16 protein-coding genes are annotated in these 13,762 nt (G+C 38.5%); all 16 read left to right on the top strand.

Annotation, left to right across the window (positions count from 1 at the left end):
* Positions 1–3 precede the first annotated feature (3 nt).
* The 16 genes from rpmE to TEPIRE1_RS10460 all read left to right on the top strand — a co-directional run bounded on the left by rpmE (position 4) and on the right by TEPIRE1_RS10460 (position 13,663).
* A complete protein-coding gene (gene rpmE / locus TEPIRE1_RS10535; RefSeq protein WP_013779161.1) occupies positions 4–213 on the top strand; it encodes a 50S ribosomal protein L31 in 210 nt (69 codons plus the stop codon).
* Between the two features lie 78 nt (positions 214–291).
* Positions 292–1,149 (top strand): DUF1385 domain-containing protein, encoded by an 858-nt coding sequence (locus TEPIRE1_RS10530; RefSeq protein WP_013779160.1) that lies wholly within the window; start codon positions 292–294, stop codon positions 1,147–1,149.
* 30 nt (positions 1,150–1,179) lie between these two features.
* On the top strand, positions 1,180–2,250 hold the full coding sequence (gene prfA, locus TEPIRE1_RS10525) for a peptide chain release factor 1 (RefSeq protein WP_013779159.1): 1,071 nt from the start codon (positions 1,180–1,182) through the stop codon (positions 2,248–2,250).
* A gap of 18 nt (positions 2,251–2,268) precedes the next feature.
* A complete protein-coding gene (gene prmC / locus TEPIRE1_RS10520) occupies positions 2,269–3,126 on the top strand; it encodes a peptide chain release factor N(5)-glutamine methyltransferase (RefSeq protein WP_013779158.1) in 858 nt (285 codons plus the stop codon).
* 38 nt (positions 3,127–3,164) lie between these two features.
* Positions 3,165–4,208, top strand: coding sequence for an L-threonylcarbamoyladenylate synthase (locus TEPIRE1_RS10515; protein ID WP_013779157.1), 1,044 nt, complete (start codon positions 3,165–3,167; stop codon positions 4,206–4,208).
* Between the two features lie 14 nt (positions 4,209–4,222).
* Positions 4,223–4,675 (top strand): low molecular weight protein arginine phosphatase, encoded by a 453-nt coding sequence (locus TEPIRE1_RS10510; protein WP_013779156.1) that lies wholly within the window; start codon positions 4,223–4,225, stop codon positions 4,673–4,675.
* A 64-nt stretch (positions 4,676–4,739) separates the two neighbouring features.
* A complete protein-coding gene (gene rpiB / locus TEPIRE1_RS10505; RefSeq protein ID WP_013779155.1) occupies positions 4,740–5,183 on the top strand; it encodes a ribose 5-phosphate isomerase B in 444 nt (147 codons plus the stop codon).
* 41 nt (positions 5,184–5,224) lie between these two features.
* Positions 5,225–6,463 carry a serine hydroxymethyltransferase gene (locus TEPIRE1_RS10500; RefSeq protein ID WP_013779154.1) on the top strand — a complete coding sequence of 413 codons (1,239 nt, stop codon included), beginning with the start codon at positions 5,225–5,227 and terminating at the stop codon, positions 6,461–6,463.
* A gap of 18 nt (positions 6,464–6,481) precedes the next feature.
* Positions 6,482–7,111 (top strand): uracil phosphoribosyltransferase, encoded by a 630-nt coding sequence (gene upp / locus TEPIRE1_RS10495; RefSeq protein WP_013779153.1) that lies wholly within the window; start codon positions 6,482–6,484, stop codon positions 7,109–7,111.
* Positions 7,112–7,480: 369 nt separating this feature from the next.
* Positions 7,481–8,482: a Gfo/Idh/MocA family protein gene (locus tag TEPIRE1_RS10490; protein WP_013779152.1), complete on the top strand. Its 1,002-nt coding sequence runs from the start codon at positions 7,481–7,483 to the stop codon at positions 8,480–8,482.
* Between the two features lie 22 nt (positions 8,483–8,504).
* Positions 8,505–9,920 (top strand): PTS mannitol transporter subunit IICB, encoded by a 1,416-nt coding sequence (locus TEPIRE1_RS10485; protein WP_013779151.1) that lies wholly within the window; start codon positions 8,505–8,507, stop codon positions 9,918–9,920.
* Positions 9,921–9,933: 13 nt separating this feature from the next.
* The gene (locus tag TEPIRE1_RS10480; protein ID WP_013779150.1) at positions 9,934–10,587 is read left to right on the top strand and encodes an HAD family hydrolase; all 654 of its coding nucleotides are present in this window, start codon (positions 9,934–9,936) and stop codon (positions 10,585–10,587) included.
* Between the two features lie 85 nt (positions 10,588–10,672).
* On the top strand, positions 10,673–11,113 hold the full coding sequence (locus TEPIRE1_RS10475; RefSeq protein WP_013779149.1) for a PTS sugar transporter subunit IIA: 441 nt from the start codon (positions 10,673–10,675) through the stop codon (positions 11,111–11,113).
* A gap of 44 nt (positions 11,114–11,157) precedes the next feature.
* Positions 11,158–11,880: an N-acetylmannosamine-6-phosphate 2-epimerase gene (locus TEPIRE1_RS10470; RefSeq protein ID WP_013779148.1), complete on the top strand. Its 723-nt coding sequence runs from the start codon at positions 11,158–11,160 to the stop codon at positions 11,878–11,880.
* A gap of 26 nt (positions 11,881–11,906) precedes the next feature.
* Positions 11,907–12,812, top strand: a complete 906-nt coding sequence (locus TEPIRE1_RS10465; protein ID WP_013779147.1) for an ROK family protein — start codon at positions 11,907–11,909, stop codon at positions 12,810–12,812.
* Positions 12,806–13,663, top strand: coding sequence for a MurR/RpiR family transcriptional regulator (locus tag TEPIRE1_RS10460; RefSeq protein WP_013779146.1), 858 nt, complete (start codon positions 12,806–12,808; stop codon positions 13,661–13,663). Before TEPIRE1_RS10465 ends, TEPIRE1_RS10460 begins: the two co-directional genes overlap by 7 nt.
* The last annotated feature ends 99 nt before the right edge of the window (positions 13,664–13,762 follow it).

The following is a 13,762-nucleotide window of genomic DNA, read 5'->3' as shown; positions in this document are numbered from 1 at the left end:
TGAATGAAGAAAGGAATTCATCCTAAATACGTAAAAGCCACAGTAAGATGTGCTTGTGGAAATACTTTTGAAACAGGTTCAACAAAAGAAGACCTGCGTGTAGAAATATGTTCAAAGTGCCATCCTTTCTTTTCTGGTAAACAAAAACTGGTTGATACCGGCGGTCGTGTAGAAAGATTTAAGAAGAGATATGGCTTAAAAGGTGATGAGTAGTCTTAGAAGGTTGGAGGTTGTCTCTGACCTTTTTTCTTAATCTTTTAACCTTTATTTATGAATTTAAGGAGGAAGAAAATGCAGCCAGTCAAACCCAGTATTGGTGGGCAGGCCGTGATTGAGGGCGTTATGATGAGAGGCCCTAAAACTACCGCCATTGCTGTTAGAAAAAATGGGGAGATTATTGTAAAAACAGAAAAAAACCGCTCGATTTCAGATAAATACAAGCTTCTTAAACTGCCCATATTAAGAGGTATAGTGTCATTAATTGAAATGCTTATTTTAGGTATTCAAACTCTGTCGTATTCTGCAAGCATGGCGGGGTATGAGGATGAAGAAGAATTAACGAGCAAGGATATCGCCTTGGCATTAGTTTCTGCTCTGGGATTTACTATTTTATTGTTTGTGGTTTTGCCCACAGTTGCCGTCAAATTTATAAGCAGTAATTTAACAAATCCATTCTTGTTAAGTCTTGCGGAAGGGCTTTTACGAATAGCAATTTTTGTAATATATATCATAGCTATTTCCTCCATGAAGGATATCAGGAGAGTTTTTGAGTATCACGGAGCCGAACATAAGACAGTTCATTGCTATGAGCATGATGAAAAATTAACTCCCGAAAATGCTGAAAAATACTCAACTGTTCATCCCAGGTGCGGAACCAGCTTTATGATGCTTGTAATGGTTGTAAGTATACTATTATTTTCTGTAATTAGCTGGCAGGGGATAATTCAGCGGATATTATCAAGGATAGTTATGCTGCCGCTGGTCGCGGGAATTTCATATGAGCTTATCCAGCTTGCCGGTAAAAGCAATAGCCCACTTATAAAGGCACTGAATGCTCCGGGTATGTGGCTCCAAAGGCTGACTACGCGAGAACCTGACAGGTCTCAATTAGAGGTGGCTATAGCAGCGATAAAAGGCGTTTTAAATTGAGTTTTGTGCGAACTACAGGAAGGTGATTATATGATAGAAAAATTGGAAATCATAGAAAAGAAATATGATGAATTGACGAAAAAAATAGCAGATCCGGAAATTATAGCAAGGCAAGAAGAATGGATAGGTCTTACAAAAGAACATGCTTCTCTTGAAGAAATCGTAACGAACTTTAGGGAATATAAAGAGGTTTTAAAGCAGCTGGAAGAAAATTCCGAGCTTTTAGAAGATGCTGCTGGTGATATTGAAATGGAACAGCTCATAAAAAGTGAGTTGGAGGCATTAGAAGAAAAAAAATCTAAGCTACAGGAGCAATTGAGAATCCTACTGCTTCCACAGGATCCTAATGATGACCGAAATGTAATAATGGAGATAAGAGCAGGAACCGGCGGCGATGAAGCTGCTCTTTTTGCGGGGGATTTGTTCCGCATGTACAGCCGATATGCAGAGAAACAAGGTTGGAAAGTTGAGATTATAGATTCAAATCCTACTGAACTTGGAGGATTTAAGGAAGTCATATTTGAAATTAATGGCAAGGGTGCTTACAGCCGTTTAAAGTATGAATCCGGCGTCCACAGGGTGCAGCGGGTTCCATCTACAGAGGCCGGTGGCAGGATTCATACTTCTGCAGCTACGGTTGCGGTTTTGCCTGAGGCCCATGAAGTTGATATTGAGATAAATCCGGATGACCTTAGAATAGATATATACAGAGCGTCGGGGCATGGAGGCCAGGGAGTTAACACCACCGACTCGGCGGTAAGAATAACACACATTCCTACCGGTTTAGTGGTTACATGCCAAGACGAACGCTCACAGCTCAAAAACAAGGATAAGGCCATGAAGGTTTTACGAGCACGTCTTTTGGAAAAAGTTCAAGAAGAGCAGGAACGTGAGATAGCGCAAAACCGCAGAAGCCAGGTAGGCTCTGGCGACCGCAGCGAAAGGATACGCACGTACAACTTTCCGCAGGGGAGAATTACAGATCATCGTATTAATCTAACTACTCATCAACTTACAAATGTATTACAGGGAGAGCTTGATGAATTAATAGATGCATTAGTGGCAGAGGATCAAGCTAAAAAACTGGCTCAAGCAGAATAAAAAAAGGGAGTTTTATCGTTGAAGGTAAGGGAAGCCTTAATGATAGGGAGAAAAAGACTTTCCGATGCGGGTGTAGCAAACCCTGCCCTAGATTCGGAACTGATATTGGGATATGTTTTAGGGAAGGACCGGCTTAAACTATTGGTCTATGATGAGATGAGCATTACCAAGCAGCAGCTTGAATGTTTTAATGATTTACTGGCACTTCGATGCCAATCTACACCCATAGCATATATTATAGGCCGGAAGGAGTTTTACGGCCTTGATTTTTATATAAAACCCGGGGTCTTGATTCCCAGACCTGAAACCGAGTTCTTAGTAGAAGAAACCTTAAATGTCATTTATTCTATTGAAAACCCCTTGATTGCCGATTTATGTTGCGGAAGTGGAGCTATCTCGGTGGCGGTGGCAGTAAATAATAACAGAGTAAGGGTATATGCTTCGGATATATCAGATGTGGCATGTGAAGTAGCAAGTACAAATATAAAATTGCACGGGGTGCAAGACCGTGTTTCACTGATGCAGGGAGATTTATGGATGCCTTTTGAAGAAAAAAATATCAGGGGTTTTGATGTGGTCGTTTCAAATCCTCCATACATTCCTAAGGAAGAACTTTCTACCCTCCCTGATGATGTTAAAAACGAACCGCAAATTGCACTAAATGGTGGTACCGGTGGACTTGAATTCTACCGAAGGATAGTTTTGAGAGCTCCGGAATTTTTAAAAATCGGAGGCAGGATTATTTTTGAAATAGGTTGGAATCAAGCTCGCGATGTAGAAATTATGCTAAAAGAAACCGGATTTCAAGATATAAAAATAATAAAAGATTATGCAGGCTTTGACAGAGTAATTTCAGGTGTTTTTTGCGGTCTGTAGCGGTAAGGCTAAAGCTATATAAAAAGAAGGTTAAATTAATGTTAAACACTCAAATAGTTTCCGTTGATAAAAACCGGCCGGAAGGTTATAAGATAAAAAAAGCGGCAGAAATAATAAAAACAGGAGGTCTGGTGGCTTTTCCCACTGAAACAGTTTACGGGCTGGGTGGCAATGCTTTAGATGAACATGTGGCAAAAAAGATATATGCTGCTAAAGGAAGGCCGCAAGACAATCCGCTAATTGTTCACATTCATTCTCTTTCCCAACTTGATGAACTTGTAAAAGAAATCCCCACAAGGGCTGCTGTTTTGATGGACAAGTTTTGGCCGGGCCCTCTGACGATTATATTTCACAAAAAGGATATAATACCATATAGCACTACAGGAGGTCTTGATACGGTAGCTATTAGGATGCCGGCTCATTCGGTAGCTCTTGAACTGATTAAGGAGTCAGGGGTTCCTATAGCCGCACCCAGTGCTAATATCTCGGGAAGGCCTAGCCCTGCATGTGCTGAGGATGTTGCAGAAGATTTATTTGGAAAGATTGAAATGATTCTAGATGGAGGCCCAACATCGGTGGGTGTAGAGTCTACCGTTTTGGATCTTTCCGAAAAAGTGCCTATTATTCTAAGACCGGGCGGAGTTACTAAAGAGGATTTAGAAGATGTTCTGGGGTGTGTAAACTTGGATCCGGGCCTTGCTCCGGGAGAAAAGCCCCGCTCACCGGGACAGAAATACCGGCATTATGCTCCAAAAGCCCAAATGACTGTTATAGAAGGTTGTATGGAAAACCAAGTTAAAACTATCCAAGAATTAACAAAGCAGTTGGAAAGCGGTGGACTTAAAGTAGGCATAATGGCAACGGCGCAGACCCGGCACCTATACACAAGGGGTTATGTTATTTCCGTAGGTGATAGAACGGCACCGCTTACAATTTCATCAAACCTTTTCACCATTTTAAGGAAATTTGATCGTCTAGGAGTAGATAGGATTTTCGCTGAGGGTATTTCTAAAGACGGTATTGGCCTTGCGGTGATGAACAGACTTTACAAAGCGGCGGGATATAAGATTCTGAAGGTGTAGGAGGTGCTTTGACATTGAAAAAAGTAGTATTTGTCTGTACTGGCAATACATGCCGCAGCAGTATGGCAGAAGCCCTTTTTAAAAAAATGCTCGGTGACTTGGGAAAGCATAAAGAAATTGAGGTTTTTTCCTGCGGCATAGGTGCTATTGAAGGACAACCGGCCTCTGAAAATGCGAAGAAAGTCATGGAAATGGAAGGAATAGATTTGGAAGCACACAGGGCAAAACCTTTTACTAAGGATATGTTAGGCGCAGATCTTATTCTTACGATGACTCAGAGCCATAAAGATTATATAATCAATCAATTTCCTGAGGCTAAAGGTAAAGTTTTTACATTAGGAGAATTTGCAGGCGATAATATGGAGATCAGTGATCCTTTTGGTCATGGTGTAGAAGTATATAAGATGGTAGCTGAGGAAATTAAACAAAAATTAAGAAAAGTAATTGAAAGGCTGGAAAACAACTAGACAACATTCGTAAATTAAGTATATAATTAACGAAGATAATTTTAAAATGCAAGGAGGGAAAGAATTGACTATAGCTATAGCAAGCGACCACGGCGGTTATGAATTAAAAAAAGAGATAATGAAATATCTTGATAAAAGTAAGATAGATTACAAAGATATGGGAGTGTTTTCTACCGAATCCGTAGATTATCCGGATATAGCTATTCCTTGCGCAGAGGCTGTTGCCAGGGGAGAATTTGAAAAGGGCATAATAATTTGCGGCACAGGAATAGGCGTATGTATTGCCGCCAATAAGGTAAAAGGTATTCGGGCGGCACTGTGTCATGATACTTTTTCAGCTCGGATGTCAAGACAGCATAATAATGCTAACGTTTTGACTATGGGCGGTAGAGTTATTGGCCCGGGGCTTGCCATAGATATTGTAAAAGAATGGCTTGCTGGTGATTTTGAAGGGAATCGCCATGAGCGCAGAGTGGAAAAGATAAGCGAATATGAAAACAGCATATAAATAAGTTTAATTCCTAACAATTAAAAAAGAGGTGTTCAAAATTGGATATACTTAAACTTGTAGACCCTGAAATAGCTGATGCTATTGAAAAAGAAACTTACCGTCAGCAGTACAAGCTGGAGATGATTGCTTCTGAAAACTTTACAAGTAAAGCAGTTATGGAAGCTCAAGGTTCGGTGCTTACTAATAAATACGCAGAGGGTTACCCCGGCAGGCGCTATTATGGTGGTTGTGAATTTGTAGACATTGTAGAAAATATTGCCAGAGATCGAGCAAAGAAGTTATTTTCTGCAGAACATGTAAATGTTCAGCCACACTCTGGTTCTCAAGCTAATATGGGAGTCTATTTTGCTTATCTTAATTACGGTGATAAAGTCTTAGGCATGAATCTTGCCCATGGCGGTCACCTTACACATGGAAGCCCGGTAAATATCTCAGGAAAATACTTTGAGTTTATTCCATATGGTGTTTCCAAAGAAACCGGATATATTGACTATGATGAATTGGAAGCCTTGGCACAAGAACACAAGCCCAAAATGATAGTAGCGGGTGCCAGTGCATATCCCAGAATAATTGACTTTGAAAGGATTTCCCAAATTGCAAAACAAGTTGGAGCCTATGTTATGGTAGATATGGCTCATATAGCAGGTTTAGTAGCAGCCGGTTTGCATCCGAATCCCGTTCCTATCTGTGATTTCGTTACAACAACGACTCACAAAACTCTCAGAGGTCCGCGAGGTGGCGTGATATTTTGTAAACAGGAATATGCCAAAGCAATAGACAAGGCCATTTTCCCCGGAATTCAGGGCGGACCTTTAATGCATGTGATTGCTGCCAAAGCTGTTTGCTTAAAAGAGGCATCAACTGATGAATTTGTCGAATATCAGAATCAAGTGGTAAGAAATGCGAAAGCTTTGGCTAAAGCCCTTTTAGGCAAGGGATACAACCTAATTTCCGGGGGCACGGACAACCATTTGATATTAATTGATATGCGGTGTAAGAACCTAACAGGAAAAGAGGCAGAACACCTCTTAGAGGAAGTAGGAATTACAGTAAATAAAAATGCTATTCCGTTTGATCCGGAAAGTCCAAATGTCACCAGCGGCATACGAGTGGGGACACCTGCTCTTACTTCCAGAGGAATGAAAGAGCAAGAGATGGAAAGGATTGCAGAGCTGATGGATGAAGCTCTTACCAAGGGCCAAGATGAACGTATAAAGGCAAAAATATCCAAAGCGGTTAAAGCCCTCTGTGAGCAATTTCCACTCTATTCTAAGTAAAACAGGAGGCTGTCATCCATGGAAAATGTATTTGTGTTGGACCACCCCTTAATTCAGCATAAACTGGCTTTGATTAGAGATGAAAACACTGGTTCAAAAGAATTTCGCGAGCTAGTGGAAGAAGTAGCTGTTCTTATGGCCTATGAAGCAACGAGAAACATGCCGCTAGAAGAAACGGAAGTAAAAACTCCGGTAGGTCCGGCGAAAGTCAAAGTTCTTTCAGGTAAAAAAATGGGTATAATTCCCATACTACGAGCAGGCCTTGGCATGGTAAACGGCATGTTGAAACTAATTCCGGCAGCAAGGGTTGGCCATATCGGCCTATACCGGGATCCGGATACCCTATTGCCGGTAGAGTATTACTGCAAATTACCATCCGATGTAAGTGAGCGAGAACTGATTATATTAGACCCTATGCTGGCTACGGGAGGATCTGCCGCCAAAGCGGTAGAAATTCTCAAAGAAAAGGGAGCAACCAATATAAAACTCATGTGCTTAATAGCTGCCCCCGAAGGGATAGAAGCTGTCCACGAAAAACATCCCGATGTAGAAATATATACCGCTTCCATTGATGAAAAATTAAACTCTCACGGCTACATAGTTCCCGGCCTAGGCGATGCCGGCGACAGGCTGTATGGAACAAAATGAAGAAAAATCTCGAGGCTGTCCTATGTAGGACAGCCTCGTTTTACACTAAGGAGGTACCTAACTGCTTTTTAAGCGGTGAAAGTATCTCCTCATTTGTTTTATATCATGATTAACCCCAACTTCACGCTGAAAACTATTTCTATGAATTTCGAAAACCTTCCATTCTGGATTGATATAGCTCGTATATTTTATAAAGACTCTGGACAATTTATCATTTCAACAGTTTTTTAATTTGCATTCTATAAATAAAAATTTTTTCCAGGATTTAAGATTATGAAAAAAACTATTTACAAAATGATTATTTTATGATAAAATAAAATTCAGATAATAAGATTTTTAATGACTATTAAAAAGGGGAGCAAATTACAGATGGATAAAAAAATTAAAGTAGGAGTAATTGGTGTAGGACAAATGGGATATTATCACGCGCAAATTTACAAAAAAATGCCAATGGTAGAACTTGCGGCTCTTTGTGAGTATAATGATGCGCGATGTAGGCAACTTCAAAAAGAGTTTCAATGCAAAATTTATAAAAATTATAAAGAACTGCTAGAAAATCCAGAAATAGATGCAGTAAGCATTACCTTACCAGACAATATGCACAGAAATTGCGTAGAGGTAGCAGTGGCAAACAAAAAACATATTTTGCTCGAGAAACCATTAGCAAAGAAATTAGAAGACGGCAAAGCTCTATACGAAGCCACAAAGGATTACGATAAAATATTCACAGTAGGTTTTTTGCTTAGATTCGATCCCAGATTTAATATGTTAAAGCAGTCATTAGATAAAGGAGAGTTAGGTGATATTATTCATATATATTGCAGAAGAAACAGTCCAATAATAGGACCTAGGCGATATGTTGGAGCCTCAGATTTAAGTATGCACGTTATGATACATGATATTGATTATATTAACTGGTTTATGGGATGTCAACCGATAAAAGTATTTGCGAAAGCAAGAAGCGTTCTTCTTAAAGAAAATAGTATGAATGATGTTATTTACGCAATTGTAACATATGAAAACAATGCAATTGCATGTATGGAAGCTTGCTGGACCTTGCCCGAAAATTCACCTACAATAATTGACGATAAAGTAGAACTTGTTGGGACGAAAGGTGTAGCATACGTAGATTCTTGTGATAATGGGTTGAAAATTGTTAGTAATAACAAAATCATTTACCCAGATACCAGGCATTGGTATTATGTAAATAATGAAGTTAAAGGAGATTTAGCAGAAGAAATTAGAGCATTTGTAAATAATATAGCCGAAGGAACAAAATCAATTATTGCTCCAAAAGAAGCTTATGATTCCTTAAGAGTTGTTGATGCAATTGAAAGATCTATCAAGGAAGGCAAAGAAATAAATTTATAATATAATGCGAGGAGATGCAAAAATGTCATTTAGAGTTAAAGCTCAAAAATTTGGCAATAATCTTAGTGGCATGGTTATACCAAATCTTGGTGCATTTATGGCATGGGGAATTCTCACTGCGGTTGGTATTGCTATTAGCAATGACATGCTTAAAAGCTTTATAACTCCGATGCTTAATTATTTGTTGCCGCTTTTAATTGCTATCGCAGGCGGAAAAATGGTTTATGGCTATAGAGGTTCGGTTATTGCTGCAGTAGCTACTATGGGTGTTATTATTGGCTCTGATATTACAATGTTCATTGGTGCAATGATTATGGGCCCTTTAGCAGCGTGGTTCATTAAAAAGTTTGACCAACTAATTGATGGAAAAGTCCCTCTTGGATTTGAATTGTTAGTCAACAATTTTTCAGTTGGAATTATAGGAGCAACCCTTGCTGTGCTTAGTTATTTATACCTAGCTCCTGCAATTAGTTCATTAACCCAAGTCCTCGCAGGTGGAGTAGATTTTCTTGTCCAGCATAGATTACTTCCCCTAACTGCAGTATTTATAGAGCCAGCAAAGATACTATTTTTGAATAATGCTATCGGCCAAGGTATATTGAGTCCTTTAGGAAGTACACAATTAGCAAAAGTTGGAAAATCTGTTCTTTACTTACTTGAGTCAAATCCGGGACCGGGCTTAGGCGTGTTATTGGCCTATATGTTCTTTGGAAAAGGTAATTCAAAAGCTTCAGCGCTTGGAGCGGGTATTATTCATTTTTTCGGAGGTATCCATGAAATATACTTTCCATTTGTTCTCATGAATCCTGTTCTTGTAATTCCGTTGATCTTTGGTGGGATGACTGGAACCTTTTTATTTTCTATGTTCAAAGTTGGGCTTGTTGGTGTAGCTTCTCCAGGTAGCATCTTATCGATTTCTATGATGGCGGCGCCTGGAGATCATCTTAAAATTATACTTTCAATATTTGCTTCTGCTGCTATAACATTCGCAATTGCGGCTCCTCTTGTAAGAAGAGCAGAAAATGATGATAAGGAATTGAAAAATGCCGCAGCTGAAATGGAAAGTTTAAAAGGGAAAAAGAGCCGGGTGTCATCTATATTCAATAATGATAAAGGCCATGCCTTTGATTTTTCAAAAGTAAGAAATATAGCATATGTTTGTGATGCTGGTTTGGGTTCAAGTGCGATGGGTGCTAGCATATTACAAAAGAAAATCACAAAAGCTGGTATCACTGATGTTAAAGTGTTTCATGCTGCTGTAAGCGATTTACCCAAGCAGTGTGAAGTAGTTATTACTCACAAATCTTTGCTAGACAGAGTAGTTGAGAAACAGCAAAATGCCTATCATGTTGGAATAGTTGACTATTTGAATGCGCCTGAATATGATGATTTGATCAATAAGTTGAGTGAGGCCAAAATTAGGCGGAAACAGCAGTAAGGAGAAAACCACAATGCTAAAGGCAGTTATAATGGATTTTGACGGTTTAATACTAGATACTGAGGTTATATGGTACCAAATATTTGCTAAATGGTTTAAGGAAAATAAGAATTATAACTTGTCAGTTGAAGAGTTTCTAAAGTGCGTAGGTTCGAATCCTGAAAGTTTATTTAAATATTTAGAAATAAAATATAATTTGAAGATAGATAGAAAAGAATTTCTTAGAGATACAGAAGATCAATTTCTCAAACAGTGCCAAACTTTACCTCCAAAGGAAGGAGTAATTGATTTTGTTAAATCAGTTAAAGAGGCTAGATTAAAATTATCCCTTGCTACTTCAGGTACACGGTCAAAATCTATTAGCCAACTAACTAGGTTAGATTTACTTGACTATTTTGATTTAATTATTACCGGAGAAGATGTAAAAAGGATTAAGCCTTTTCCAGATTTATTTTTAGAAACCATCAAGAGATTAGGAATTATCAAAAGTGAAACAATTATATTCGAAGATTCTTTAAATGGACTTATAGCTGGACAAAAGGCAGGCATAAATGTTTTTCTTATACCAAATGAAGTAACGAAACACAGCAATTTTGAAAATTATTTTGATAAGAAAGAATCTCTAAAGCAAGTAGATATTAGGAAAATTATAAGTAGATATAATTAAGTTAATGAAAACTTATTTTCATTTTTTGACAAAATACCGAGTAGAATAGTTAAATGACTATCACAAGAGGGAGGTCTAGAAGCTTTTGATGTTGGAAAAAGTAACATTAGATGATATACAAATTGGCGTTAAAGCTGTAGATTGGAAAGATGCAATCATCAAATCTTCAAAAATATTATTAGAAAAAGGTTCTATTGAAGATATATATGTAGAAGAGATGATTCGCGTTCTGAGTGATGTGGGACCTTATATAGTTCTTGGAAAACATGTAGCATTAGCTCATGCTAGACCAGAATACGGTGTAAATGAACTCGCATTGAGTTTCACTACATTGGAACCCCCAGTTGAATTTGGTTCTGAAAATTTTGATCCCATTAAACTAATTATTACATTAGCTGCAATAGATTCGAATAGCCATATTGAAATGTTAGGTGAATTAGCCGATACATTAATGAATGAGAAAAAGGTAAAGGCTCTTTTTGATGCAAAAACAAAGGAAGAATTCTATAAAATTTTAAAGGCTTAGAATGTATTATAAAAAGAATAATCTTAGCATATGGAGACATAAAGATGACAGATAACAAGGACAAGATATTTAAGCAAATAAAAAACAAACTTATCGTATCTTGCCAGGCACTGCCCGATGAACCGCTTCACAGTTCCTTTATAATGGGTAAGATGGCTTATGCGGCATATTTAGGCGGAGCCGGTGGGATAAGAGCCAACAGCATTGAAGATATAAGGGAGATAAAAAAGAACGTAAAACTTCCAATAATTGGTATAATAAAAAAAGTTTATGAAGGCTCAGAGGTATTTATCACACCTACCGAAAATGAAGTCGAATTGCTGTACAATGAAGGCGTTGACATTATCGCAACAGACGCTACCAAGAGAATAAGGCCGGACGGCACTACAATCAGTGAAATGTTTCCGAAACTTAGAGAAAAGTATCCTGACCAAATATTTATGGCAGACTGTTCAACATACGAAGAGGCAAAAGAGGCTTATGAATTGGGATTTGACTGCCTTGGCACTACCTTATGCGGATATACGGAATATACAAAGGATAGAAAACTGCCGGATTTGGAACTGATAGGAAGGCTTACTAAAGATTTCGACGTTCCTGTTATAGCCGAAGGGGGTATATGGGCTCCTGAAGATATAAAAAAAGTATTTAGCTTAGGCGTCCATGCAGCCGTCGTTGGCAGTGCAATAACAAGACCTATGGAAATAACCAAGAGGTTTGTAAATGCAATCGATGAAGCAGTGGATTCTGGCACGTGTGTTAAATAGATGGATTTTATAAAGGATGATTATTAATGAAGATACTTGCTGCGGATATTGGAGGAACATCCATAAAGCTTGGTATATCTGATGAAAAAGGTAATCTGGACGTTTTCAAGGAATATCCATCTGAAGCTAAAAAAGGCGGAAAGTTTCTTGTAGAAAAGCTGATAAGCATAATAAGCGAATATAAGGAATTCGAAGCTATCGGCATCAGTACCGCGGGACAGGTGGATTGTGAAAAAGGCTCGATTATATATGCCAATGAAAATATACCAAATTACACAGGAACGAAACTGAAGGATATTTTAGAAAGCAGATTTTGCGTGCCGGTAAAAGTAGAAAATGATGTTAATGCAGCAGCGCTCGGCGAAAAATATTTTGGAGCAGGCAGAGGATTTAATAATTTTCTTTGCCTAACATATGGCACCGGTATTGGCGGGGCAATTATCGCAGACTCAAAACTTTACAAAGGTCATAATGGGATTGCAGCTGAGTTTGGCCATATTATAACGCATCCCCTGGGCAAAAAATGCAGCTGCGGCAGTTTGGGCTGTTATGAGGCTTACGCCTCTACCAGAGCTATGGTAGAAAAGGCCGAAAAACTGCTTAAAACCCCCTTGGACGGAAGAGAGATTTTTGATAGAATGAAACAAGGCGATACCCAAATGCAGAATATGGTAAATGAATGGACCTTTGAGATAGCACTAGGGCTTACGTCCCTAATTCACATATTTAACCCGGCTGCCGTTATCCTGGGTGGAGGGGTCATGGAACAGGATGTGTTTGTAGGTATGATTTCTGATAAAGTACATGGGATGATTATGGAAAGCTTTAGGGACGTTAAAATTATTAAGGCATCTCTCGGAAATAAAGCCGGAATCCTCGGAGCAGTATCCCTTCATTTAAAAGAGGCGGCAGAAAGAAGTGATGCATCATAAAATCAGATATATTTTCACAAATTCGGTCAAGGTATAACTTATTTACTAATACTGAAAAGAAAATTGCCGATTATATCCTTGAACATGCAAATGACGTAATTTATATGTCAATTACCGACTTAGCCGATACGTGCGGTGTAGCAGACTCGAGCATATTTAGATTCTGTAAGACTTTAGATTTTAAGGGCTATCAAGAGTTTAAAATAGCACTGGCTCACAGCATTTCACCTGACGACGAGGGAACTTTCCATCTGTCAAGTCAAATCACCATGGAAGATACCATAAAAGAAATATCTTCAAAGCTGCTTGCAACGAATATCAGTGCCTTAAACGAAACCTATAATCTGGTAAAAGAGGAAGATGTCAAAAAAGCAGTTGACTTCCTTATAAATGCCAACAGGATTCATTTTTTTGGTGTTGGAGCCTCCCTTATAACAGCTTTAGAAGCTAAAAACAAGTTTATGAGAATAACAAATAAAACCGAATGCTCTATAGATGCACACTTGCAAATTATGTCAGCAGCTCTGATGGATGAAAATGATGCAGCGGTTTTAATTTCCTATTCAGGTTCGACTAAGGATACAATAGAGATTGCAAAGCTTGCAAAGGAAAGAGGCGCCAAAACTATTTGCATTACCAGATTTGCTAAATCACCTCTTACCGCATATTCTGATGTTATTTTGCTGTGCGGTGTAAACGAAGGTCCCCTTCAAAGCGCCAGCTTGTCTGCAAAAATTTCACAGCTTTTCTTGCTGGATATCCTCTATGCCGAGTATTTTAAAAGAACTCGCAAAGAATCCATAGCAAATAAAGAAAATACATCTAAGGCAGTTGTCGAAAAACTGCTTTAACCCATCGCTGTCTCACAGAGATGGGTTTTTAAATTGCTTTTTACATAATTAAAATTATATAGTAATATTGTAATAGTATTAATAAAAATCAATACTATT

The sequence above is a fragment of the Tepidanaerobacter acetatoxydans Re1 genome, from assembly GCF_000328765.2.
In the GTDB taxonomy this organism is placed as follows: Bacteria; Bacillota; Thermosediminibacteria; order Thermosediminibacterales; family Tepidanaerobacteraceae; genus Tepidanaerobacter; species Tepidanaerobacter acetatoxydans.
This window is presented reverse-complemented; position numbering and strand designations above follow the sequence as displayed.

Excerpts from the sequence above, each read along its gene's own strand:
- rpmE (WP_013779161.1), top strand. The coding sequence starts at position 4 with ATGAAGAAAGGAATTCATCCTAAATACGTAAAAGCCACAGTAAGATGT.
- TEPIRE1_RS10530 (WP_013779160.1), top strand. The coding sequence starts at position 292 with ATGCAGCCAGTCAAACCCAGTATTGGTGGGCAGGCCGTGATTGAGGGC.
- prfA (WP_013779159.1), top strand. The coding sequence starts at position 1,180 with ATGATAGAAAAATTGGAAATCATAGAAAAGAAATATGATGAATTGACG.
- TEPIRE1_RS10515 (WP_013779157.1), top strand. The coding sequence starts at position 3,165 with ATGTTAAACACTCAAATAGTTTCCGTTGATAAAAACCGGCCGGAAGGT.
- upp (WP_013779153.1), top strand. The coding sequence starts at position 6,482 with ATGGAAAATGTATTTGTGTTGGACCACCCCTTAATTCAGCATAAACTG.
- TEPIRE1_RS10490 (WP_013779152.1), top strand. The coding sequence starts at position 7,481 with ATGGATAAAAAAATTAAAGTAGGAGTAATTGGTGTAGGACAAATGGGA.
- TEPIRE1_RS10485 (WP_013779151.1), top strand. The coding sequence starts at position 8,505 with ATGTCATTTAGAGTTAAAGCTCAAAAATTTGGCAATAATCTTAGTGGC.
- TEPIRE1_RS10480 (WP_013779150.1), top strand. The coding sequence starts at position 9,934 with ATGCTAAAGGCAGTTATAATGGATTTTGACGGTTTAATACTAGATACT.
- TEPIRE1_RS10470 (WP_013779148.1), top strand. The coding sequence starts at position 11,158 with ATGACAGATAACAAGGACAAGATATTTAAGCAAATAAAAAACAAACTT.
- TEPIRE1_RS10465 (WP_013779147.1), top strand. The coding sequence starts at position 11,907 with ATGAAGATACTTGCTGCGGATATTGGAGGAACATCCATAAAGCTTGGT.